The following is a 19,530-nucleotide window of genomic DNA, read 5'->3' as shown; positions in this document are numbered from 1 at the left end:
CGATGCCAAATGAACGTCACTGAAAAGATCATCAAAGCACATCTTCTCGAAGGCAAAATGGAGCCTGGCAAAGAAATCGCACTAAAAATCGACCAGACACTCTGCCAAGATGCAACAGGTACTTTAGTCATGCTTGAACTAGAAGCTATGGGTTTAGAGCGTACAAAAGCTGAAATTTCAGTGCAATATGTCGACCATAACTTAATTCAAGAAGACAATAAAAACCCCGATGATCATCTGTTTCTAGCCAGTGCTGCAAGACGATTTGGTATTTATTTTAGTCGTCCTGGTAATGGGATTAGCCATGCAGTTCACATGCAAAATTTTGGTAAACCTGGTAAAACACTTGCTGGCTCTGATAGCCATACCTGTGCCGGAGGATCCTTAGGAATGATCGCCATTGGTTCAGGAGGATTGGAAGTTGCTATGGCTATTGCCGGATACCCCCTTTATATCAAAATGCCCAAAGTACTTGGGGTTAAATTAACAGGAAAATTACCTGATTGGGTCAGTGCTAAAGATGTTATTTTAGAAATGTTACGTCGCCATGATGTGAAAGGAGGGGTTGGTTATGTGATTGAATATTATGGTGAGGGCCTAAAACATCTGACTGCTATGGATCGCCATGTCATTGCCAATATGGGTGCAGAATTAGGGGCGACAACGACAGTTTTTCCGTCTGATGAAATTACCCGCGAATTTTTACAAAGCCAGGGGCGGGAGGTGGACTGGGTAGAATTAAAAGCGGATAAGGACGCAACTTATGATAAAGATGAGGAGCTCGATTTATCAACCCTTGTGCCGCTGATCGCAAAACCCTCAAGCCCTGGTAATGTTGTTCCTGTGACCGAGATTGCCGGCGAAGAAATTTATCAAGCTTACATCGGATCATCAGCAAATCCTGGTTACCGCGATTTTGCCATTGCTGCCGAAATAGTAAAAGGACATACCATAAAGAATAATGTTTCGCTTGATATTAATCCTAGTTCTCGAACTATTCTTGAAGAACTCGCGAGAGATGGCCATCTAGGTAGCTTAATACATTCTGGGGCACGTATACATCAAGCGGGCTGCAATGGTTGTATCGGAATGGGACAGGCTCCAGCGACAGATAAAAACAGTTTGCGGACTGTTCCGCGTAATTTCCCTGATCGCTCAGGAACAAAAGATGATAAAGTTTTTCTCTGCAGCCCTGAAACAGCGTCTGCTTCAGCTTTGACTGGGGTTATTACTGACCCTCGAGCATTAGAGACCGCCTACCCTAAAGTTAAATTGCCAAAACAGCGAATTTTGGATAAGGCCTGTTTTGAATCGCCTTTGCCTTCAGAAGAAGCTAAAAAGGTTAAGTTAGTTAAAGGACCCAATATTGTTTCTTTACCTGAGCTTGATGCCTTACCCGAAAAATTTAAACTGCCTGTTTTATTAAAAGTCGGAGATAATATTTCAACGGATGAAATTTCTCCAGCGGGAGCGAAAGTACTCCCTTATCGCTCTAACATCCCCAAAATTAGTGAATTTACTTACACACATATTGATGAAAATTATCCAGAACGAGCAAAAAAACACAAAACCGGTCATGTCATTATCGGTGGCGACAACTATGGTCAGGGATCAAGCCGTGAGCACGCAGCCTTAGCACCAAGGTATTTAGGTTTGCGCGTCGTGATTGCCAAGAGTTTTGCTCGTATTCACTGGCAGAATTTAATTAATTTTGGCGTTCTTCCTTTAGTGTTTAAAAATCCTACTGATTATGACGCGATTCAATTAAATGACACGGTTGAAATTGATCATCTAATCAAGCAATTAGATCATAATGAATTGAAAATTAAAATTAATAAAAAAGAGATTGAAGTAACGCATTCTCTTTCTGAGCGACAAAAAGAAGTGCTTAAAAAGGGCGGGTTGATTAATTTGATAAAAGCGAATCTTAAGAAGAAAAAATCATAGCAGCTGATTTGAAAAGACAGTTGCTAGGATTGTGTAAACGTTTGTTTATCCCGTTCGCACTAAGGAGGCGCGCAGCGCTGTCTCGAACTGTCTTAAAATGCCCAAGATTACATCAAGATGACGCATATTGTTTTCGCATCAGAATACCCAAATGGATAATTTTTAAGCTATTCTAATTGAAGTATAGGTGATGGAAACTTATCAGGATGAAAAAGGAACAATGGGAGTTTTGGGTAGATAGGGGTGGTACGTTTACAGATATCGTCGCCAGGGATCCTCAGGGTCGTATTCATAGTCATAAATTGCTCTCCGAGAATAAGGAGCAATATGAGGACGCGGTTTTACAAGGTCTAAGAACTATTCTTAGCCTCGCTAAGCAGGCTAAAATTCCTGCCAATAAAGTGGCCATTATTAAAATGGGTACAACGGTTGCCACTAATGCTTTATTGGAAAGAAAAGGCGAGAAAGTTCTTTTAGCGATTACCCAGGGATTTGCTGATAGTTTGCGTATTGGTTATCAAAATCGCCCTCATTTGTTCGCTTTAAATATTCAATTACCCTCCGTTCTTTATAGGGATGTCATTGAAATTAAAGAGCGTGTCGACGCCCAAGGTCAGCGCTTACAAGCCCTGGATGAAAAAGCAGCACAACAAGCGATGCAAGGGGCATTTAAACAGGGTTATCGTGCCATTGCGATTGTCTTGATGCATGCATATCGCTATAACCAGCATGAAAAAATCTTAAAAAAAATCGCGAATAAAATTGGTTTTACGCAAATTTCCGTGAGTCATGAAGTAGCGCCGGTGATGAAATTAGTGAGTCGAGGTGATACAACGGTTGTTGATGCTTATCTGTCTCCTGTTCTTCAGCGCTATATCAATCATTTGCAGCATGCACTAGGAAAAATTCCCTTATTTTTTATGCAATCCAACGGGGGTTTAGCTCCTTCAAGAGTTTTTAAAGGAAAAGATAGTATTTTTTCTGGACCGGCTGGAGGAGTCATTGGCATGATTAAAACTTCTCAAAGCGCCGGATTCAATAAAGTGATTGGCTTTGATATGGGCGGTACTTCTACCGACGTATCTCATTTTGCTGGTGAATATGAACGCACTTTTGGTTGTGAATTCAGTGGTATTCATATTCGTACACCGATGATGTTGATTCATACCATTGCCGCCGGTGGCGGATCGATTCTCCATTTTGATGGGCAACGGTTTACAGTAGGCCCAGACTCCGCAGGTGCGAATCCTGGGCCCGTTTGTTATCGCCGTGGCGGACCGCTGACGATAACTGATTGCAATCTGCTATTAGGAAAAATTCAGCCTAATTTTTTCCCTAAAGTATTTGGTCCTGCAGCCAATGAAACGCTAGATCTAAAAGGAGTACAGGATAAATTTCGTGAGTTAACTCAAAAAATTAATAAAGCAACAAAGGCTCAACAAAGTGCGGAACAGGTGGCTGAAGATTATTTGTTGATTGCTGTTGACAACATGGCTAATGCCATAAAAAAAATTTCGGTACAGCGCGGTTATGATGTGCGTGACTATGTTTTGAATTGCTTTGGCGGTGCGGCTGGCCAGCATGCTTGTCTTGTTGCTGATCATTTAGGTGTCGCAACTATCTTAATTCATCCTCTAGCTGGGGTGCTATCTGCTTATGGGATGGGGCTCGCCGAAATAGCAGTACTCCGCGAGCTTGCTATCGAAAAACCGCTGAAACGTGGAATTATACGCTTATTAACACCACATTTTGCCAAACTTGAACAAGAAGCATATAAAGAATTAGCCAAGCAAAATTTAAATCAACAAAAACAGAGCGTTAAACGTCAAGTTCATTTACGTTATCAAGGCTCAGATACCGTATTAATTGTTGAATTTACTGCAATGAACTTAATGCAGCGACAATTTGTCAAGCAACACCAACAAAAATTTGGTTTTGGCTCTACAAAAAAATCATTAATTGTTGAATCCATTTCCATTGAAATGAGTGCTGCAGCGGAAAAGTTGGCTGAAACAAAAGAAGCCCACAAACCACGAAAACAAGGCGAGCTTCCTTTTCAACAAAAAGTAAAACTATTTACTCACGGTTGCTTTTATGATGCGCCTGTTTACCTGCGCAAAGACTTGCATTCCGGAGATTGCATTCAGGGTTGCGCCATCATAAGTGAAGAAAATTCGACAACCATTGTTGAACCAGGTTGGCAAGTTTCAGTCACCGAGAAAAGTCATTTGCTTTTAACTCGTTATCAAAGCTTGTCACGTAATAAAATCTCTGCGACTGAGGTCAATCCTGCCTTATTAGAAGTGTTTAATAATCGTTTTATGAATATCGCCGAGCAAATGGGGGAAGTACTAAGAAATACAGCGAGTTCCGTGAATATTAAAGAACGTTTAGATTTTTCCTGCGCTATTTTTGATGACAAAGGGGAACTTGTTGCGAATGCGCCGCATATTCCCGTTCATCTTGGTTCCATGAGTGAAACGGTGAAGGCGATTTTAAAAATCAAACTACGGCCGCATGAGGTTTATATGCTGAATGCACCCTACAATGGTGGTACTCATCTACCTGATATTACAGTCGTTACCCCTGTATTTGACAAGCAAGAACAGTTGTTATTTCTTGTGGGTGCTCGCGGTCATCATGCAGATATTGGCGGTATCACGCCAGGCTCGTTGCCTGCAGAAAGTAAGACGGTTGATGAAGAAGGCGTTTTAATCAACAATTTCAAAATTGTTGCTCGTGGGCGATTTCGTGAAAAGGCTACTTTGAAATTGCTTCAGGATGCACCTTATCCTGCACGTAATCCGCAACAAAATTTAGAAGATTTAAAGGCACAAATTGCTGCAAATGCTTGTGGTGTAGCTGGTTTATGGGAGTTGGTCGAGCAATTTGGTTTAACTGTTATTCAGTCTTATATGCGCTATGTTCGTGAGAACGCTTGCTTTGCTGTCAAACAATTATTAGCACGTTTAGACAATGGTCATTTTAGTTATTCTCTTGATGATGGTAGTGAAATTAAGGTTAAATTGACGGTTGATAAAAAAAATCACCGTGCAACCTTTGATTTTACAGGTAGTGCCGGTCAACATCCTGGCAATTTTAATGCCCCAACTGCCATTAGCAAAGCCGCAGTTTTATATGTATTACGCTGCCTTGTGGCTGAAAATATTCCCCTCAATGGGGGTTGTTTTGTCCCTATTGAACTCATTATCCCGAAGAATAGTCTGTTAAATCCCAATTACCCAGCCGCAGTCGTGGCAGGTAATGTCGAAACTTCCCAATGCATTGTGGATACTTTATTAGGGGCCTTAGGCGTGGTGGCTGCTTCCCAGGGGAGCTGTAATAACTTCACCTTTGGCAATAGTAATTATCAATATTATGAAACCATTTGTGGTGGCGCAGGAGCCGGGCAAGGATTTGCCGGCGCTACGGCAGTCCATACCCACATGACTAACACCTATCTTACTGATCCGGAAATCTTGGAATGGCGTTTTCCAGTCATTTTGGAGCGCTTTGCTATTCGACAAGCTAGTGGAGGTGAGGGTAAATATCGGGGTGGTGATGGAGTGATAAGACGTATTCGTTTTTTAGAACCGATGATGGCCAATATTATCTCGAGTCATCGCAAAATACCTCCTTATGGCTTGCAAGGCGGAGAGCCGGGTAAACTTGGCCACAATTGGGTAGAACGAGCCGATGGTTCAATCCTTGAGTTGGATGGTTGTGCGCAAATTGAAATGAATCCAGGTGATGTATTTATTATCGAGACACCTGGTGGTGGAGGCTACGGTAAAAAATAGGTCTGTTTTTTGAATATCAATTAATAGCTCAAATGAAAGTGGATCGAGTGAGACTATTAAATGAAGAAATGGAAAATACTTTGCGCTGCCAGCAGCTTATTGTTTAGCAGTTGTTGCTTGTCAGAAAACAATAACAATAATGACATCAAGCAGCTTGTGAACTTTATTGTCTCCAATAAAATATTAATTACCACCGATGAGCTTCAACTTATTCCACTTAGTTTTTATATAGGTACTCAAGAAGAGATTGCTGCTTACTTTGGTGATTTTATTTGTACGCCGGATGACAGTTGTACCGTAGTTGATACACTCTATAACCCTTTTGCTATTTTAGGTCGAGGCTTAGCACCCATGGACGGGACAGAACTGGAGTGGCTACAAGCTCAGGCACAAATTGAACGGACAACCGTAAAATATGCTACTGATATTTACCATGGTGCTACTTGGCAAATTGCACTCGCTTTGGCGGCAAAAAATGGTTTTTTAGACCTCGCGAGAGCCAAGCTTTTAATCTTGAACGAATTACTCTACGTTATTAATCCAATTAATCGTGCAATAGGGCTTGCCTTTCTTTATGGCAATAAAACGCCGATTTTTAATCCCAATTTTGCGTTCAGCTTTCGCTGGTTACCAAACAATTTTTTTAATATAGATCCTTTTTTTAATAGCCGATTCCAAGGTTTTATTGCTCGAGATTTTAATCTCTTAGATGCGACTATTGCCGATCCAACGCATCATTTTCCCGCTTTTTTTAATTTTATTACCACTTGGTCTGATTTCAGGCCTTTAACCGGCAAAAATGCTTGGGCTCAACTCATCGGCCCATTACAAGCGGAATTAATACTTAATAACGGTAGAATTCCGCTTACTTCCTTAGCTCTCCAAAATGCAATAAATAGTCTAATTCCTTTTGGATTTATGCAAACTGGGATTGGTGCATTCTATTTCGCGCCCTTGGGTACAGAAGGTATCCAAATACCACTGCAACAAGGGGAAATTTTAATCGAGGATAATTTTGAAGTGTTAGCAGGATTGCAAATATTAAAGGCTATTTTGCAAAAAACAATACAAACTGTGGAAGTAAGTCAAGCAATTGCTAGCATCAATATCATGTTATATGGCGGACGGACGATTAATGGCTTTCACACTCTAGGCTTGTTGAGTTTTCTTTTTAATGGCAGCTTTGATGTGGAAAATGGTATTTTTCTTACCCGTGGCATTGCCTTGACTCCCTCGGCAGTCAATGATTGGCAACCTAATACCACCTCATTCCGTGCTAGTTTTGCAGCTGTCAGTACTAATCTATGGGCTATTTCGGCTTTAGGCCCTGAAACAATCGACAATTGGTTTGGCACAGGAACAGCCCTAAAAATATGGCAAACTGTCCGCAATAATGGTGGTTTTTTTAATAATGCTGAATTATGGGGGTTAGGCTTTAGTTTAAACAATAATGTGGGTGCCCAACCTGAAAGTGTGATGGCGGCAGCACAAACCGCTGCAGCGATTAATGCCTTGCGTTCTTTAATCGATTTTTATAGAAATTCGGATATTAATGTCAGGGATTTAGAGGATGATCTCGCTAGTTTAGAACTTAATTTTTCTCATTTGCGTAATGATCGTTATCTTGATTCTAATTTTGTTGATGCCACACCAAGCGAATTTTTTATTACCGTTCCCCCTGCTATTGGACAAGCCTATCTCTACGCAAGTAAGCGTTTTCCCATTCCTTTTGATTGGAATGCCAACACAATTGCCAGTATTAATGCTAATGCCTGGGTCATCATGAATAATTTTAATTTTAATCCTTTTCAATACAGGGGAAAGTTAGCGGGCGAAAACTATCCGATACCGCAAAAAGTAGATATTTTAGATAGAACGGTTCAGACGATTAATGACGCATTGCCCATGCAAGTAACCGTCAATTTTTCAGCAGGGGAATTAGGCCCAATTAGACGATTAATTTTGCGTTACAATTTAGATGGCTCACAGACCAATTGGATTGTTGCTTCGATCATTGATCAACGAGAGGGGTTTACTACCTTGCCTCGGGGAACCAAGGCTATTGCAATTTCTATTAGCGATGGTGATTTTGCGAATGTTTGCCAGATTAATCCTGCAACTAACTTATGTGTTGATCAAGATTGTATGAATGTCCGTTCGATTAATGCTCATTGGAGTTCAAACGGGTTGGGGGCTTGTGATTTGGGGAATTAGTATTTACCCCCTTTAACAGCTTTGTCGACGCGTCCCGCGACTTGTTCGGGGGATCCGGAGATCTTAGTATAAAAAAGATCACCTGGATACCGCAGATAAGCCACGGTTAGTAGACAGGAGAGCTAAAAATTAATAACCTGAAGGATTTAAGATTCATCCAAAGGCAACAATTGCTCTAAAGTCGTAGGAATTAGCTCTGAAACAGTAGGGTGTATATGGACAGCGTCCCTAATCAAGGTATAAGGTTTATCCGCATACATCACATCCAAAATAGAGTGGATAATTTCATCGCCACCGACCCCTAAAATTGCCGCACCTAAGATTTTTTTACTATCAGCGTCGACTAATATTTTGATAAAACCAGTTGTCTCACCTTTAAAAACGGCTCGTTTGACTTGTGTCATGGGTCTTTTCGCAACGAGGGCCTTATAACCGGCCTTACGAATTTCAGCTTCTGTCATACCACAGCGACCTAAAGGTGGATCGATATAGAGCGCATAAGCTGTAATTCTATCGGTCACTTTACGTTGAGTATGATTTAACAGATTATCCGCAACAATTTGATAATCATTATAAGAAGTATGAGTGAATGCACCCTTTCCATTGCATTCACCGATTGCCCAGATATTAGCGACGGAAGTTGCAAGAGAATCATCCACTACAACCATCCCACGTTCGTTTAATTTAATATCTGTGTTTTCCAAACCTAAGTCATCCGTATTGGGTATGCGGCCAATAGCGACTAGTACATGAGTTCCTTTGATGACTGATTTATTGCTTTCATCACCAATATGAACATGAAGCGTTTGTCCTGATTGGCTGCATTCAAAGCAAGTTGTGTTTAAATGAACATCAATGTTGGCATCTTTCATAATTTTTAAGACGGTATCAGAAACGTCTTCATCCTCGCGAGGAATAAGTCGAGGCATTTTTTCGATAACAGTTACTTTGGAACCAAAAAAGCGAAATGCTTGGGCGAACTCGAGGCCAATATAGCTTCCACCGAGAACAATTAAATGTTCGGGGACTGTTTCCAAATCTAAGATAGAAGAGTTTGTGAGGTAATCAATTTTATCAATACCCTTGATAGGCGGCACAAAAGCACGGGCCCCAACGTTGATAAAAATTTTATCAGCCGTCAAATGCTGATTATTCACAGCAACGGTGTAATTATTGACAAATTTTGCTTGACCGTTAAACACAGTAATATTGGGTGTATTTCGCAACCATTGCTCAACACCTTGAGAGGCCTTATGAACAATGGCATCTTTACGTGCTTTAACGTTTTTCCAATTTGTTTTGATAGGTCCATCGATTTCAATACCGAACTCTGCAGCTTTGTGAGCAAGATGAGCAACTTCCGCGCTAGCGACTAAAACTTTAGTAGGAATACAGCCAGTATTGACGCAAGTGCCACCAAATTTGTTTCGTTCTATGATGGCAACTTTTAATCCAGTACCCGCAAGTTGTACGGCAAGAGAAGGGCCAGACTGGCCAGTGCCTATAACAATCGCATCAAAACGTTGCGCAGTCATGATATCTCCTTCCTTGAAAATTAGTTTATTGTTGTTCAATTTTATACCCATCCCTTCTGCTTGGGATGAGATATATTATCATTAGGATGACGTTATTAATTAACTTTAGCTTATAAAATTAAGATTTGCTCAAGGCTTAATTTTGCCAACTCTAGGCTACATGCTAAAATCTTCTTAATCCTATCAATTGAATGTAATGTTATGCTAGTAGATTCGCATTGCCATCTGAATTTTATTGATTTAGCTGAGTTTGATAATGACCTAGAAAAGGTATTGCTTAAGGCTAAAGAGAATGGCGTTGAACATTTTCTTTCTGTCTGTGTAGAACTTGGCGACTATCCAGTGCTTTGCCAACTTGCTGACAGTCATCCTGAGATCAGCATTTCGGTGGGTTTACATCCAAACAGCGACATTGATAAGGAACCATCGGCATCAACACTAGTGGATTTAGCTAAGCATCCTGACTGTATTGCTATTGGTGAGACGGGGCTTGATTACTATCGTACAGAAACAGAAGCAGCTCAAGAGCATCAAAGACAGCGTTTTCGTGCCCATATTCAAGCATCGCTGGCAACGTCAAAGCCCCTTATTATACATACACGTCAAGCTGCTGAAGATACTCTGCGTCTTATGGAAGAAGAAAACGCTAAAGAGGTTGGAGGTGTCATGCACTGTTTTGCTGAGGATTGGGCTATTGCAAAACGTGCATTGGATTTGAATTTCTATATTTCCTTATCAGGAATTGTGTCATTTAAAAATGCTACTGCTTTACATGAAGTGGCTAAGAAAATTCCCAAAGATCGGCTGTTAATTGAAACCGATTCTCCTTATTTAGCGCCAGTTCCTTTTCGAGGAAAACAAAATCATCCAGCGCTTGTTAAATACGTTGCTGTTGCTTTGAGTCAATTACGTCAGACTAGTTATGAAGAGATTGCGAGACAAACGACAGAAAATTTCTATCGCTGTTTTAAAGTGCATAAATAGTTTTTGAGAAAAAAATAAAAAGAATAGGATCATTGATGAGCACCGCAAATAATAAAAAATTATTTATAGGATTAATGTCAGGAACAAGTATGGATGGAATCGACGCTGCGCTGGTAGATTTGTCGGCTAATCAGTTCATCACTGGCCTTACCCGCCCTTACAGCGCAGAAGCAAAATCTTATCTTAACGCGGTATTAAACGGAGAATTAACTAGTTTAAGGGCCTATAGCCAATTAAATACCCTTTTGGGAAGAGAGTTTGCTAGCGCAGCAATTGAACTTATGGACAAAGTTCAGATTTCACGAGAGACGATCCAAGCCATTGGTAGCCATGGTCAGACTCTCTGTCACGATGCAAATGCAGATATTCCCTACACAATCCAACTAGGTTGTGCTCATACTATTGCTGAACTAACGGGAATAACGGTTGTTGCGGATTTTAGAACTCGTGACTTAGTTGTTGGCGGGCAGGGGGCTCCTTTTGCCCCAATCTATCATCAAGCGCTTTTTAAAGGACAAAACTTTCCACTCGCAATTGTCAATATCGGCGGTATTGCCAATGTGACTTATATGCCTGATGAGGTAAAGGTCAGTGGTTATGATTTAGGTCCGGGCAACTGTTTAATGGATGCATGGATCCAAAAAAACCTTGGCCCTGATTATGACGAAGCGGGGGCTTGGGCATCAAAAGGAAAAGTTATCGAGCCCCTATTAAATAAAATGCTTGCTGATCCTTATTTTAAGCGAGAACCACCCAAGAGCATTGGGAAGGAATATTTTTCTCTTGCCTGGCTGGAGACTTATTTAGATGCTGAATATGCTGCAATAGATATACAGGCAACCTTGCTGGAATTAACGGCAACTACCATTGCGCAGGGAATAAAAAAAGAATCTCTAGCGCCTAAGCAAATTTTTATTTGTGGTGGCGGCGCTCATAATGTAGCTTTGCTAAATTCCTTGGCGAAGTTGCTTCCAGAAATTCATGTAAAAAGTACAGATGCAATTAATATCAATCCGGATTTGATTGAAGCGCTAATGTTTGCTTGGCTGGCTGAAAAAACTTTAAATAAGATTCCGCTTGATATGGGGCAAATTACTGGAGCGAAGCAAATTGCAATATTAGGGGCAATCTATCCGGGGGGCATTGACAAATCAAATTCGCTTAGGGTGTAATGTTGTTTTTCACAAATTAAGAACTTCCTTGAATACACAAACATTAAATAATCAACAACCTAGCAAACTCAGTGCTTATGTTGTTTTCTTATTGTCCGCTACTTTTTATCTGTACGAGTTCGTATTGCAAGTGGCGCCTAGTGTCATGGCTGACTCAATGATGAAAAGCTTTCAGGTCAGTGCAGCAGGCTTTGGTATTGTATCGGCCTTTTATTTTTATGCCTATGCTCCCATGCAACTGCCAGCCGGTCTTCTTTTTGATCGCTATGGTCCCCGAAAATTAATGACTTTTGCCTTAATCACCTGTGCAGTAGGCTCATTCTTTTTTGCCTCGACAAATAGTTTATTTACTGCTGCTCTAGGCCGTTTTCTGATTGGTATGGCTTCAGCTTTCTCTTTTATTGGTGTATTGGTATTGGTATCACGCTGGTTTCCGCCACAACAGTTTGCTTTTCTTGCAGGTATTGCTCAGCTAATGAGTTCAGTCGGTGCAATGTTTGGTGAAATGCCGCTTGCGAAGTTAATCGATGTGGTCGGATGGCGTTATGCAAGTTTTATTTTGGCCTTTATTGGCTTAGCTTTAGCCGCGCTCATTTGGTTTGTGATAAGAGATTATCCTCATCAGCCCACTCAAGAACGTCCACAGCGCCAGTTTAAAGAAGAGTGGCATCGGTTGTTAAGTGTTTGTCACCGTTCTTACACCTGGATAATAGGTGCTTATGCATTTACCATTTGGACACCAATCGCCGTTTTTGCAGCGCTATGGGGTGTTCCCTATTTACAGCAAAAATATCAAATATCTGTTCTTGTTGCTTCTGGGCTTTGCTCAATGATTTGGTTAGGTATTGGCGTAGGCAGTCCTTTGTTGGGTTGGGTCAGCGACCGTTTTTACAGCCGGCGTTTAGCTTTAAGTATTAGTTCAATTTTTGGATTGGTTTCAACACTTATTCTTCTGTATTTACCGAATGTTCCGATTAATTGGATGTATCTCGTATTATTTATGTTTGGTTTTGGTGCTGGTGGTCAAACAGTAAGTTTTGCAGTAGTAAAAGATAACAACCCACCTGAATTAGTTGGTACTGCTTCAGGATTCAATAATCTCGCCGTATTGTTGGGTGGTGCCATTTTTCAGCCGCTAGTAGGGGTTTTTCTTCATCATAGCAGCGGATGGACTATTGTTAACGATGTACCGGTCTATCCTGTACAAAGTTACAATTATGCATTATTCATTTTACCAGCCTGTTATTTTGTAAGTTTGCTTGTAGCTATCTTTGTACTTAGAGAGTCACATCCAGGTAATACTAAAATTTTACAGAAAAAATGTCACCGCATGGATTTTAATAGTAGTCTTGTTTAGTCAGATTATAACCTGGTTGCCTGCAATCAGGTTATGAAACCCGAAAATAGTAGAAAATTTAGAATATTCCCTCATGGTTTTTTATAATCAACTCTGCCTTAAATCACTCGTATTGATAGGATCTCATCCTAAGTAAATTGCTACTAGCCCCCCCATTTCTGTTCAGAAATTAAGGGCTAGTTAATTATAAATTCAATAAACTTTTTATATTTTTTTGATTTATAATAAAGATATGTTGCTTGTTAATTAAGATCTTATGAAACGAAACTGGGATCTAATTAGAACGATTCTTTTGCAAGTCGAAAAATTGGAACCAAATGCTCTTCTTACCTTAGACAATTTTCCTGTCGATCAACATAATGAAGTCTCTTATCACTTAGAAATATTAGAGGAGGCCAGATTGCTCCAGGGAAAAATACATAAAACGCCCGGTGGTTCTCCTCATGGGTTTCATTTAATTCGTCTTACTTGGCAGGGTCATGATTTTTTAGAGTCCATTCGGTCTGATATAGTATGGCAAGAAATACAGGGTCTACATAACTCTAAAAAAATAGGGATGAATGTTGAAACCATTATGGCAATGTCACAAACAATTACCAATAAGCTGTTGCCTTGATCTTAATTTTCACTTAATTGTGAGCTTTTCCGAGCTAGTTGCTTAGCTTTTTATTGCTGGAGTAGTCAAGGGAATCCTCACAATTATTTTGTGAGGATTAAGAATTCTACATCTGAGACTTTTTATCTTGGGTGTAGCCCAAATGATAATCAATTGTACTTCCGGCGTCTAATACATCCTCATGTGCTACATAGGGATTTGTAGCCGCTTTTACTGCGCCAAATAAAGTATGGGCTATCCATCCTGCTTTTGCGTAGGTAATTTTTGTTTGATCAGCTTCATAGCCTTTCTTGGCTTCTTCTTTAGCTTCTTTGGCAAAGGAATCGGCAATTTTTCTTTCGTTTTTTATTGTTTTTCCCCATTTCCTTAATTTCTGTAAGTGGCCGCTGACTTCATGCTCATCAATCTTTGAACCTCGTTCAAAATGTTCAATATGTTCTTGCTCCAAATCAATTCCTTCTCTATCGAGATGTTGATTAACTGCTTGAACATGGGGTGGTGATTTTTCATGCAAAGTTTTTCGTTGTGGGAATTGGTACACATAATTATGAGTTACTTCTGATTTAAATGCCGCTACTATGACATTGTAAGTTGCTTCCCAAAGCCCTGGGACAGGTTTTTGCTGAGTTGAAGACTTTTTATTCTCCGTTGGATTTGGCATCGTATCTACCCTCGTTATTGGTTATATATGCTTAAATAATAACCAACAAACATTAATGCAGTATTAAGTTAGCTAAAAAAGGCAAAATATTTAACTTTAGGATTGATTGCTTTAAGTAGGGGCAGATATAAATCCGGTTCTTGTTATCCATTCAAGCTGTTTTCATCTCTGTATGAGTAATTGGTTGATAAATTTAGAAAAACTAACTCAAATTTACTCTAAAAAACCAGGGGCTGCTCAGTTTCTAATCACCCCATACCAACACCGAAAGGTTTATCTTCCTTGGCATACTGAGATTTCATTGCTTCAACTACTTGATGAATTAACTCAGCACATTGCCCCTTTTTTTCGCCGCCTCTGATATTGGCATCAAAAAAACGGCAACGGCTGTCTCTAACTCTGCCTAAATAAATCTCGTGAGCAGCTTTTTCCTGTGGATAGGTAATTAAAAGATGTTTGTTTTTTTCTAGTAAACCAGTGACAGTTGCTTCGGTTAAATGGACTTTAGGGATTGTAAGGTCGGTGTGTGGAATATTATTTTCTTTAAAAGCAGCATGCTCAATATCAGTCTCACCTAATTTCGATGCCTCCAAGTCTCGATTTTCTCTTTCGATTGAGTCTGCTAAAAATCTTCTAGCATCAGCTAGGTATTTTTTAGGTTTTTCTCCCTTTAAAATAAGGTTGAGGTAAGCATTGGTCATGGGTCGACACATTCCTACAAGCTCACCTTGATCATTAATAGCTACACCATATTTTTCCAAGATTTCCTTTTGCGTAGTAAATGCTTCTTTTTTGTTTATTGAGAATGAAGAGAAAGAAGCAGGCATTTTATCTTTCCTAATAAAAACAATAAGCAAATAATAACACATACTGACCTTTATAAAAACAGTCTACAATTATTTAAAAGTAGATGTTTTTTCAATGAATGATTAAATTCAACGATGTATTAGAAAAACAAACAGATTTTTTAGGGCCTATTATCATACACTTGGTCGAGCAAAATGGTTATGGAGATATAAGCCTGTGTATTAAAATTACCAAGTTTTTACATCGAAAGTATCCTCAAGCTTCTGTAAGCATTATAGGAGATCAAAACGCCTTCACCAAAATAAAAGAAATTGCTCCCGAATTTTTAAATACCAAGCTACATCCTAATCTAGAATTTTATGACAAAAAAGAGTTGTGGAAGTTACCGAAAAATTTTTTTGAAGAAGTAAAATTAGAAATTGAAACAGCAATTTTTGACAATTCACTAAATCGCAACAATTCACTCACTCCTCATACTAAAATATTTATCGGTGAATACGGTAATTACGAAAGCTCTCCTTATAAACCACCCATTATTTCTTTAAGTGGTAATATTGGTAAGAATTATCCAGGAATACTCATTGAACCTGATTTACAGCAATTTTCACGTCTGGATACAATCATAAAAAGCATTAAAAAAACTAACATTCTTTCTAGGATGAGTGATTCATTATTGCAAAGACAAGTTTGTGGCAAAGAAATTAGTGATCGCGATCAATTTATTGAAAAAAATGGCTTTGCTTTTGCTTATTATAATCTTTCAATAAGTTACAAAAGAGCTGCCGTAATCTTTGCAGCAAGTAATGCTAAAGAAAAGGCAAACTATTTCATAAGCGCTTCGCATCAAAAATATCCCTATATTTTAGATCAGTTAACTGACAATAGCTTCAAAGCTGTTTTGAAGAAACTAGGATATAGCAGTTTGTTTTTTTATAACGAAAGTTCTGAAAATCCTTATCAGAATATTTTGCTAGACGAGTCAGAGGGAGATGGAAGAAAATTTAAAGTATTTATTAGAGAAAGGTTCCCTCAGATCTTAACACTTGATCTTATGCGCCTCTCTGATCTCTGCGGCGTTGCGGGTGATCAATGTTTAACCGAGTCAATTTCACTGGGTATTGTACCCATACCTGAAGAACTCAATCGTCAAGTTAACATTATTGATCAAATTGCCAAAAATTTTTATAGCAATACAGTAATGGCAGAAATCTATAATCTGACTTGGAAAAGACAGAGAGAAAGAGACATTAATTATTGGATTGAAGCAGGGCAAATAATACGTGAACGACATAAAGAAGCTGTTGCAGTCCTGACTAAAATTCAAGATCAAGCGAATTTATATCATGCTTTAGACCATAGATTGAACTTAGAATTTAACAAAGATTATTAGGATTTATTACGTCAAAAAAATACAAATTTGTCAAAATATTGCCTTTTTTTAGGTTGAAAACCAAAGTTTATGGCATATTTTTTGCCTAATTTAATTCATTGCTAATAATCAATTTTTAATTTAATAATGATAACAATCAGATTAATAAGGCGAAGCAAATGAGCAAAGAAGACCTGTCAATAATAGGACAAATAAATGATGACTATGCCAAAATATTGACACCAGAGGCATTGAGTTTTTTTGTAACACTTGAGCTTGAGTTTGGTGATAGGCGCATGGAGCTTCTTAAGTTAAGGCAAGAAAAACAAAAGGAATTTGATCAAGGCATTTATCCGAATTTTCTCAAAGAAACAGAGCAGGTCCGCAAGGCGGATTGGCAAGTTGCCAAAATTCCTCATGACTTAGTTGATCGACGCGTTGAAATAACTGGCCCCGTTGATCGTAAAATGATTATTAATGCCCTAAACAGTGGCGCAAAAGTTTTCATGGCAGATTTTGAAGATTCTAATTCGCCCACTTGGGATAATTGCATTCAAGGACAAATTAATCTTTGCGATGCTGTTGATAAGACAATCTCTTATCGCAATCCTGAAAATAATAAGGAATATAAGCTTAATGATAAAATAGCAACCCTTATGGTAAGGCCACGTGGTTGGCATCTGTCTGAAGCTCATGTGCTTGTTAATGGTCAACCTGTATCGGCCTCAATTTTTGATTTCAGCTTGTTTTTCTTCCACAATGCAAAAAAATTAATAAAACAGGGCAGCGGTCCTTATTTTTATCTTCCAAAAATGGAATCCCATTTAGAGGCTAGATTGTGGAACGAGGTCTTCATACGCGCACAAGAATTAGTTAAGATTCCTCAAGGAACAATCCGCGCGACAGTATTAATAGAAACAATTAACGCCGCATTTGAAATGGATGAAATACTGTTTGAATTAAAAGACCATTCAGCGGGATTAAATTGTGGTCGCTGGGATTATATTTTCAGTTTTATTAAAAAATTCAGAAATCATGCTGAATTTGTCTTGCCTGATCGCCAAGAAATCACTATGACAAGGCATTTTCTTCAGTCCTATGTTCGCCTTTTGACGGCAACCTGTCATCGCAGGGGTATTCATGCGATGGGAGGCATGGCTGCACAAATTCCTATCAAAAGTGATGAGAAAGCCAATAGAGAGGCCATGGAAAAGGTGTTCGCGGATAAAAAAAGGGAAGCAAATGCGGGGCAAGATGGTACTTGGGTTGCTCATCCGGGGTTGATAGGAATTGCACTTGAGGCTTTTGATGAATTTATGCCCAATGCTAATCAAATAGATAGAGCTTTGCCTCAGTATAAGATTACACAAGCGGATCTGTTACGTGTTCCAGACGGAAAAATAACTGAAAAAGGCATCAGAAATAATATTAGCGTAGGAATCCAATATTTATATTCATGGCTTACAGGGAATGGCTGCGTACCAATAAATAACTTAATGGAAGATGCTGCAACTGCCGAAATTTGCCGCTCGCAACTATGGCAGTGGCTAAAATTTGCCGCCGCGCTCGATGATGGTAGAAAGTTCGATAACAGCCTATTTAACCATATGGCAGCAGAAGAATTAGCAAAAATTAAATCTCAATTCGCTAAAATCTCAGAAGAGATAGAATTAGAAAATGCCTATCAGTTGTTTATAGGTATGATCACTAAAGACGATTTTGATGAGTTTTTAACTCTGCCTGCGTACTCCATGTTAGTTAATAAACAAAGGAAACAATACTATGAACCAGCAAGAACAAGCGAATCAACTAAATAAAGATTGGAAATCAAATCTTCGCTGGGAAGGAATTCAGCGTCCTTATAGTGCCGAAGAGGTTATAAGATTAAGACCTTCGCTAAAAATCGAATACAGCATCGCGAAGCATGGCGCTGAAAAACTATGGTCTATGTTACAAGAAAATGAACCGATAACCGCCTTAGGCTGCCTGACGGGTAACCAAGCTGTACAAGCAGTACAAGCAGGCCTTAAAGCAATTTATTGCTCAGGATGGCAAGTGGCAGGCGATCACAACTCGGCAGGACAGATGTATCCTGACCAAAGTTTATATCCTGTTGACTCTGTTCCTAAATTAGTAGAAGCGATTAATAATGCTCTCCAGCGCACCGACGAAATTTATGGTTTAGAGGGCGATCGTTCTACAAAATGGTATGCACCTATTGTTGCCGATGCTGAAGCAGGCTTTGGTGGCAATTTAAACGCTTTTGAACTCATGAAACATATGATTAGAGCAGGGGCTTCGGCAGTTCATTTTGAAGATCAACTGTCTTCAGCAAAAAAATGTGGACATATGGGTGGAAAAGTTCTAATTCCTACCTCAGAAGCGATTAACAAATTAATAGCTGCTCGTTTAGCAGCAGATGTTTGTGGCGTCTCTACGCTGATTATCGGCAGAACCGATGCAGATTCTGCAACCTTAATAACCAGCGATTTTGATGAAAGGGATCGTGTCTTTTTGACAGGTGAGCGTTCAGCGGAAGGCTTTTATTATGTAAGAAGCGGTATTGAGCAGGCAATAAGCCGCGGTTTAGCTTATGCGCCTTACGCTGATATGATTTGGTGTGAAACTTCAAAGCCAAATATTGAACAAGCCCGTCAATTTGCTGAAGCAATTCATCAAGAATTCCCTAAAAAGATACTTTGCTACAATTGCTCGCCGTCTTTCAACTGGCAAGCAAATCTTAAAGAGCATGATTTAAAAACCTTTAGAGAACAGCTATTTGAGATGGGTTATAGATATCAATTCATAACCTTGGCAGGCTGGCATAGTCTTAACTTGGGCATGTTTGAAATTGCTAAATCGTATCGGGAAGAAGGAATGCTTGCTTATTCTCGCATGCAGCAGAAAGAAATGGCTCAAGAAGCTCAAGGTTTTAGAGCGACTAAACACCAAGCTTTTGTTGGAACTGGTTATTTTGATGCAGTGCAGAATACTATTATGCAAGGTGAATCTTCAACTACGGCTTTAAGAGGAAGCACGGAGCGTGAGCAGTTTCATAAGAATTAAGT

General features: G+C 39.4%; 13 protein-coding genes. 10 read left to right on the top strand and 3 right to left on the bottom strand.

What is annotated here, in order from left to right:
* Nucleotides 1-9: 9 nt before the first annotated feature.
* The 3 genes from Lnau_RS06695 (at nt 10) to Lnau_RS06685 (ending at nt 7,961) form a co-directional block, all read left to right on the top strand.
* Entirely contained in the window at nt 10-1,947 is a 1,938-nt protein-coding gene (locus tag Lnau_RS06695) for an aconitate hydratase (RefSeq protein ID WP_058504361.1), read from the top strand.
* A gap of 206 nt (nt 1,948-2,153) precedes the next feature.
* On the top strand, nt 2,154-5,747 hold the full coding sequence (locus Lnau_RS06690) for a hydantoinase B/oxoprolinase family protein (RefSeq protein ID WP_058504360.1): 3,594 nt from the start codon (nt 2,154-2,156) through the stop codon (nt 5,745-5,747).
* A gap of 60 nt (nt 5,748-5,807) precedes the next feature.
* A complete protein-coding gene (locus Lnau_RS06685; protein WP_058504359.1) occupies nt 5,808-7,961 on the top strand; it encodes a hypothetical protein in 2,154 nt (717 codons plus the stop codon).
* Nucleotides 7,962-8,107: 146 nt separating this feature from the next.
* On the opposite strand, the gene Lnau_RS06680 is transcribed toward Lnau_RS06685, so the two are convergent.
* Nucleotides 8,108-9,496, bottom strand: coding sequence for an FAD-containing oxidoreductase (locus tag Lnau_RS06680; RefSeq protein ID WP_058504358.1), 1,389 nt, complete (start codon nt 9,494-9,496; stop codon nt 8,108-8,110).
* A 201-nt stretch (nt 9,497-9,697) separates the two neighbouring features.
* Between Lnau_RS06680 and Lnau_RS06675 the strand changes: the two genes are divergently transcribed.
* The 4 genes from Lnau_RS06675 (at nt 9,698) to Lnau_RS06660 (ending at nt 13,625) form a co-directional block, all read left to right on the top strand.
* A complete protein-coding gene (locus Lnau_RS06675; protein WP_058504357.1) occupies nt 9,698-10,480 on the top strand; it encodes a TatD family hydrolase in 783 nt (260 codons plus the stop codon).
* A gap of 35 nt (nt 10,481-10,515) precedes the next feature.
* On the top strand, nt 10,516-11,652 hold the full coding sequence (locus tag Lnau_RS06670; protein ID WP_058504356.1) for an anhydro-N-acetylmuramic acid kinase: 1,137 nt from the start codon (nt 10,516-10,518) through the stop codon (nt 11,650-11,652).
* Between the two features lie 28 nt (nt 11,653-11,680).
* Nucleotides 11,681-13,009 carry an MFS transporter gene (locus tag Lnau_RS06665; RefSeq protein WP_058504834.1) on the top strand — a complete coding sequence of 443 codons (1,329 nt, stop codon included), beginning with the start codon at nt 11,681-11,683 and terminating at the stop codon, nt 13,007-13,009.
* 256 nt (nt 13,010-13,265) lie between these two features.
* Nucleotides 13,266-13,625 carry a DUF2513 domain-containing protein gene (locus Lnau_RS06660; RefSeq protein WP_058504355.1) on the top strand — a complete coding sequence of 120 codons (360 nt, stop codon included), beginning with the start codon at nt 13,266-13,268 and terminating at the stop codon, nt 13,623-13,625.
* Between the two features lie 106 nt (nt 13,626-13,731).
* Here Lnau_RS06660 and Lnau_RS06655 read toward each other — a convergent pair whose 3' ends face one another.
* Together Lnau_RS06655 and Lnau_RS06650 are read right to left on the bottom strand one after the other, a co-directional pair.
* Nucleotides 13,732-14,286, bottom strand: a complete 555-nt coding sequence (locus tag Lnau_RS06655; RefSeq protein ID WP_058504354.1) for a hypothetical protein — start codon at nt 14,284-14,286, stop codon at nt 13,732-13,734.
* Nucleotides 14,287-14,534: 248 nt separating this feature from the next.
* Nucleotides 14,535-15,113, bottom strand: coding sequence for a hypothetical protein (locus tag Lnau_RS06650; RefSeq protein ID WP_058504353.1), 579 nt, complete (start codon nt 15,111-15,113; stop codon nt 14,535-14,537).
* Between the two features lie 98 nt (nt 15,114-15,211).
* On the opposite strand from Lnau_RS06650, the gene Lnau_RS06645 reads away from it, so the two are divergent.
* From Lnau_RS06645 to aceA, 3 genes are all read left to right on the top strand, one after another.
* Nucleotides 15,212-16,483 carry a hypothetical protein gene (locus tag Lnau_RS06645; protein WP_058504352.1) on the top strand — a complete coding sequence of 424 codons (1,272 nt, stop codon included), beginning with the start codon at nt 15,212-15,214 and terminating at the stop codon, nt 16,481-16,483.
* Nucleotides 16,484-16,641: 158 nt separating this feature from the next.
* Complete coding sequence (gene aceB, locus Lnau_RS06640; protein ID WP_058504351.1) at nt 16,642-18,279, top strand: malate synthase A; 1,638 nt, start codon at nt 16,642-16,644, stop codon at nt 18,277-18,279.
* Nucleotides 18,245-19,528 (top strand): isocitrate lyase, encoded by a 1,284-nt coding sequence (gene aceA, locus Lnau_RS06635; protein WP_058504350.1) that lies wholly within the window; start codon nt 18,245-18,247, stop codon nt 19,526-19,528. The genes aceB and aceA overlap by 35 nt, the downstream gene beginning before the upstream one ends.
* Nucleotides 19,529-19,530: the final 2 nt, after the last annotated feature.

Origin of the sequence: Legionella nautarum (assembly GCF_001467895.1) — a bacterium.
GTDB lineage: Bacteria > Pseudomonadota > Gammaproteobacteria > Legionellales > Legionellaceae > Tatlockia > Tatlockia nautarum.
The sequence above is the reverse complement of the archived record's forward strand: the minus strand, read 5'-3'. Positions and strand labels throughout refer to the sequence as shown.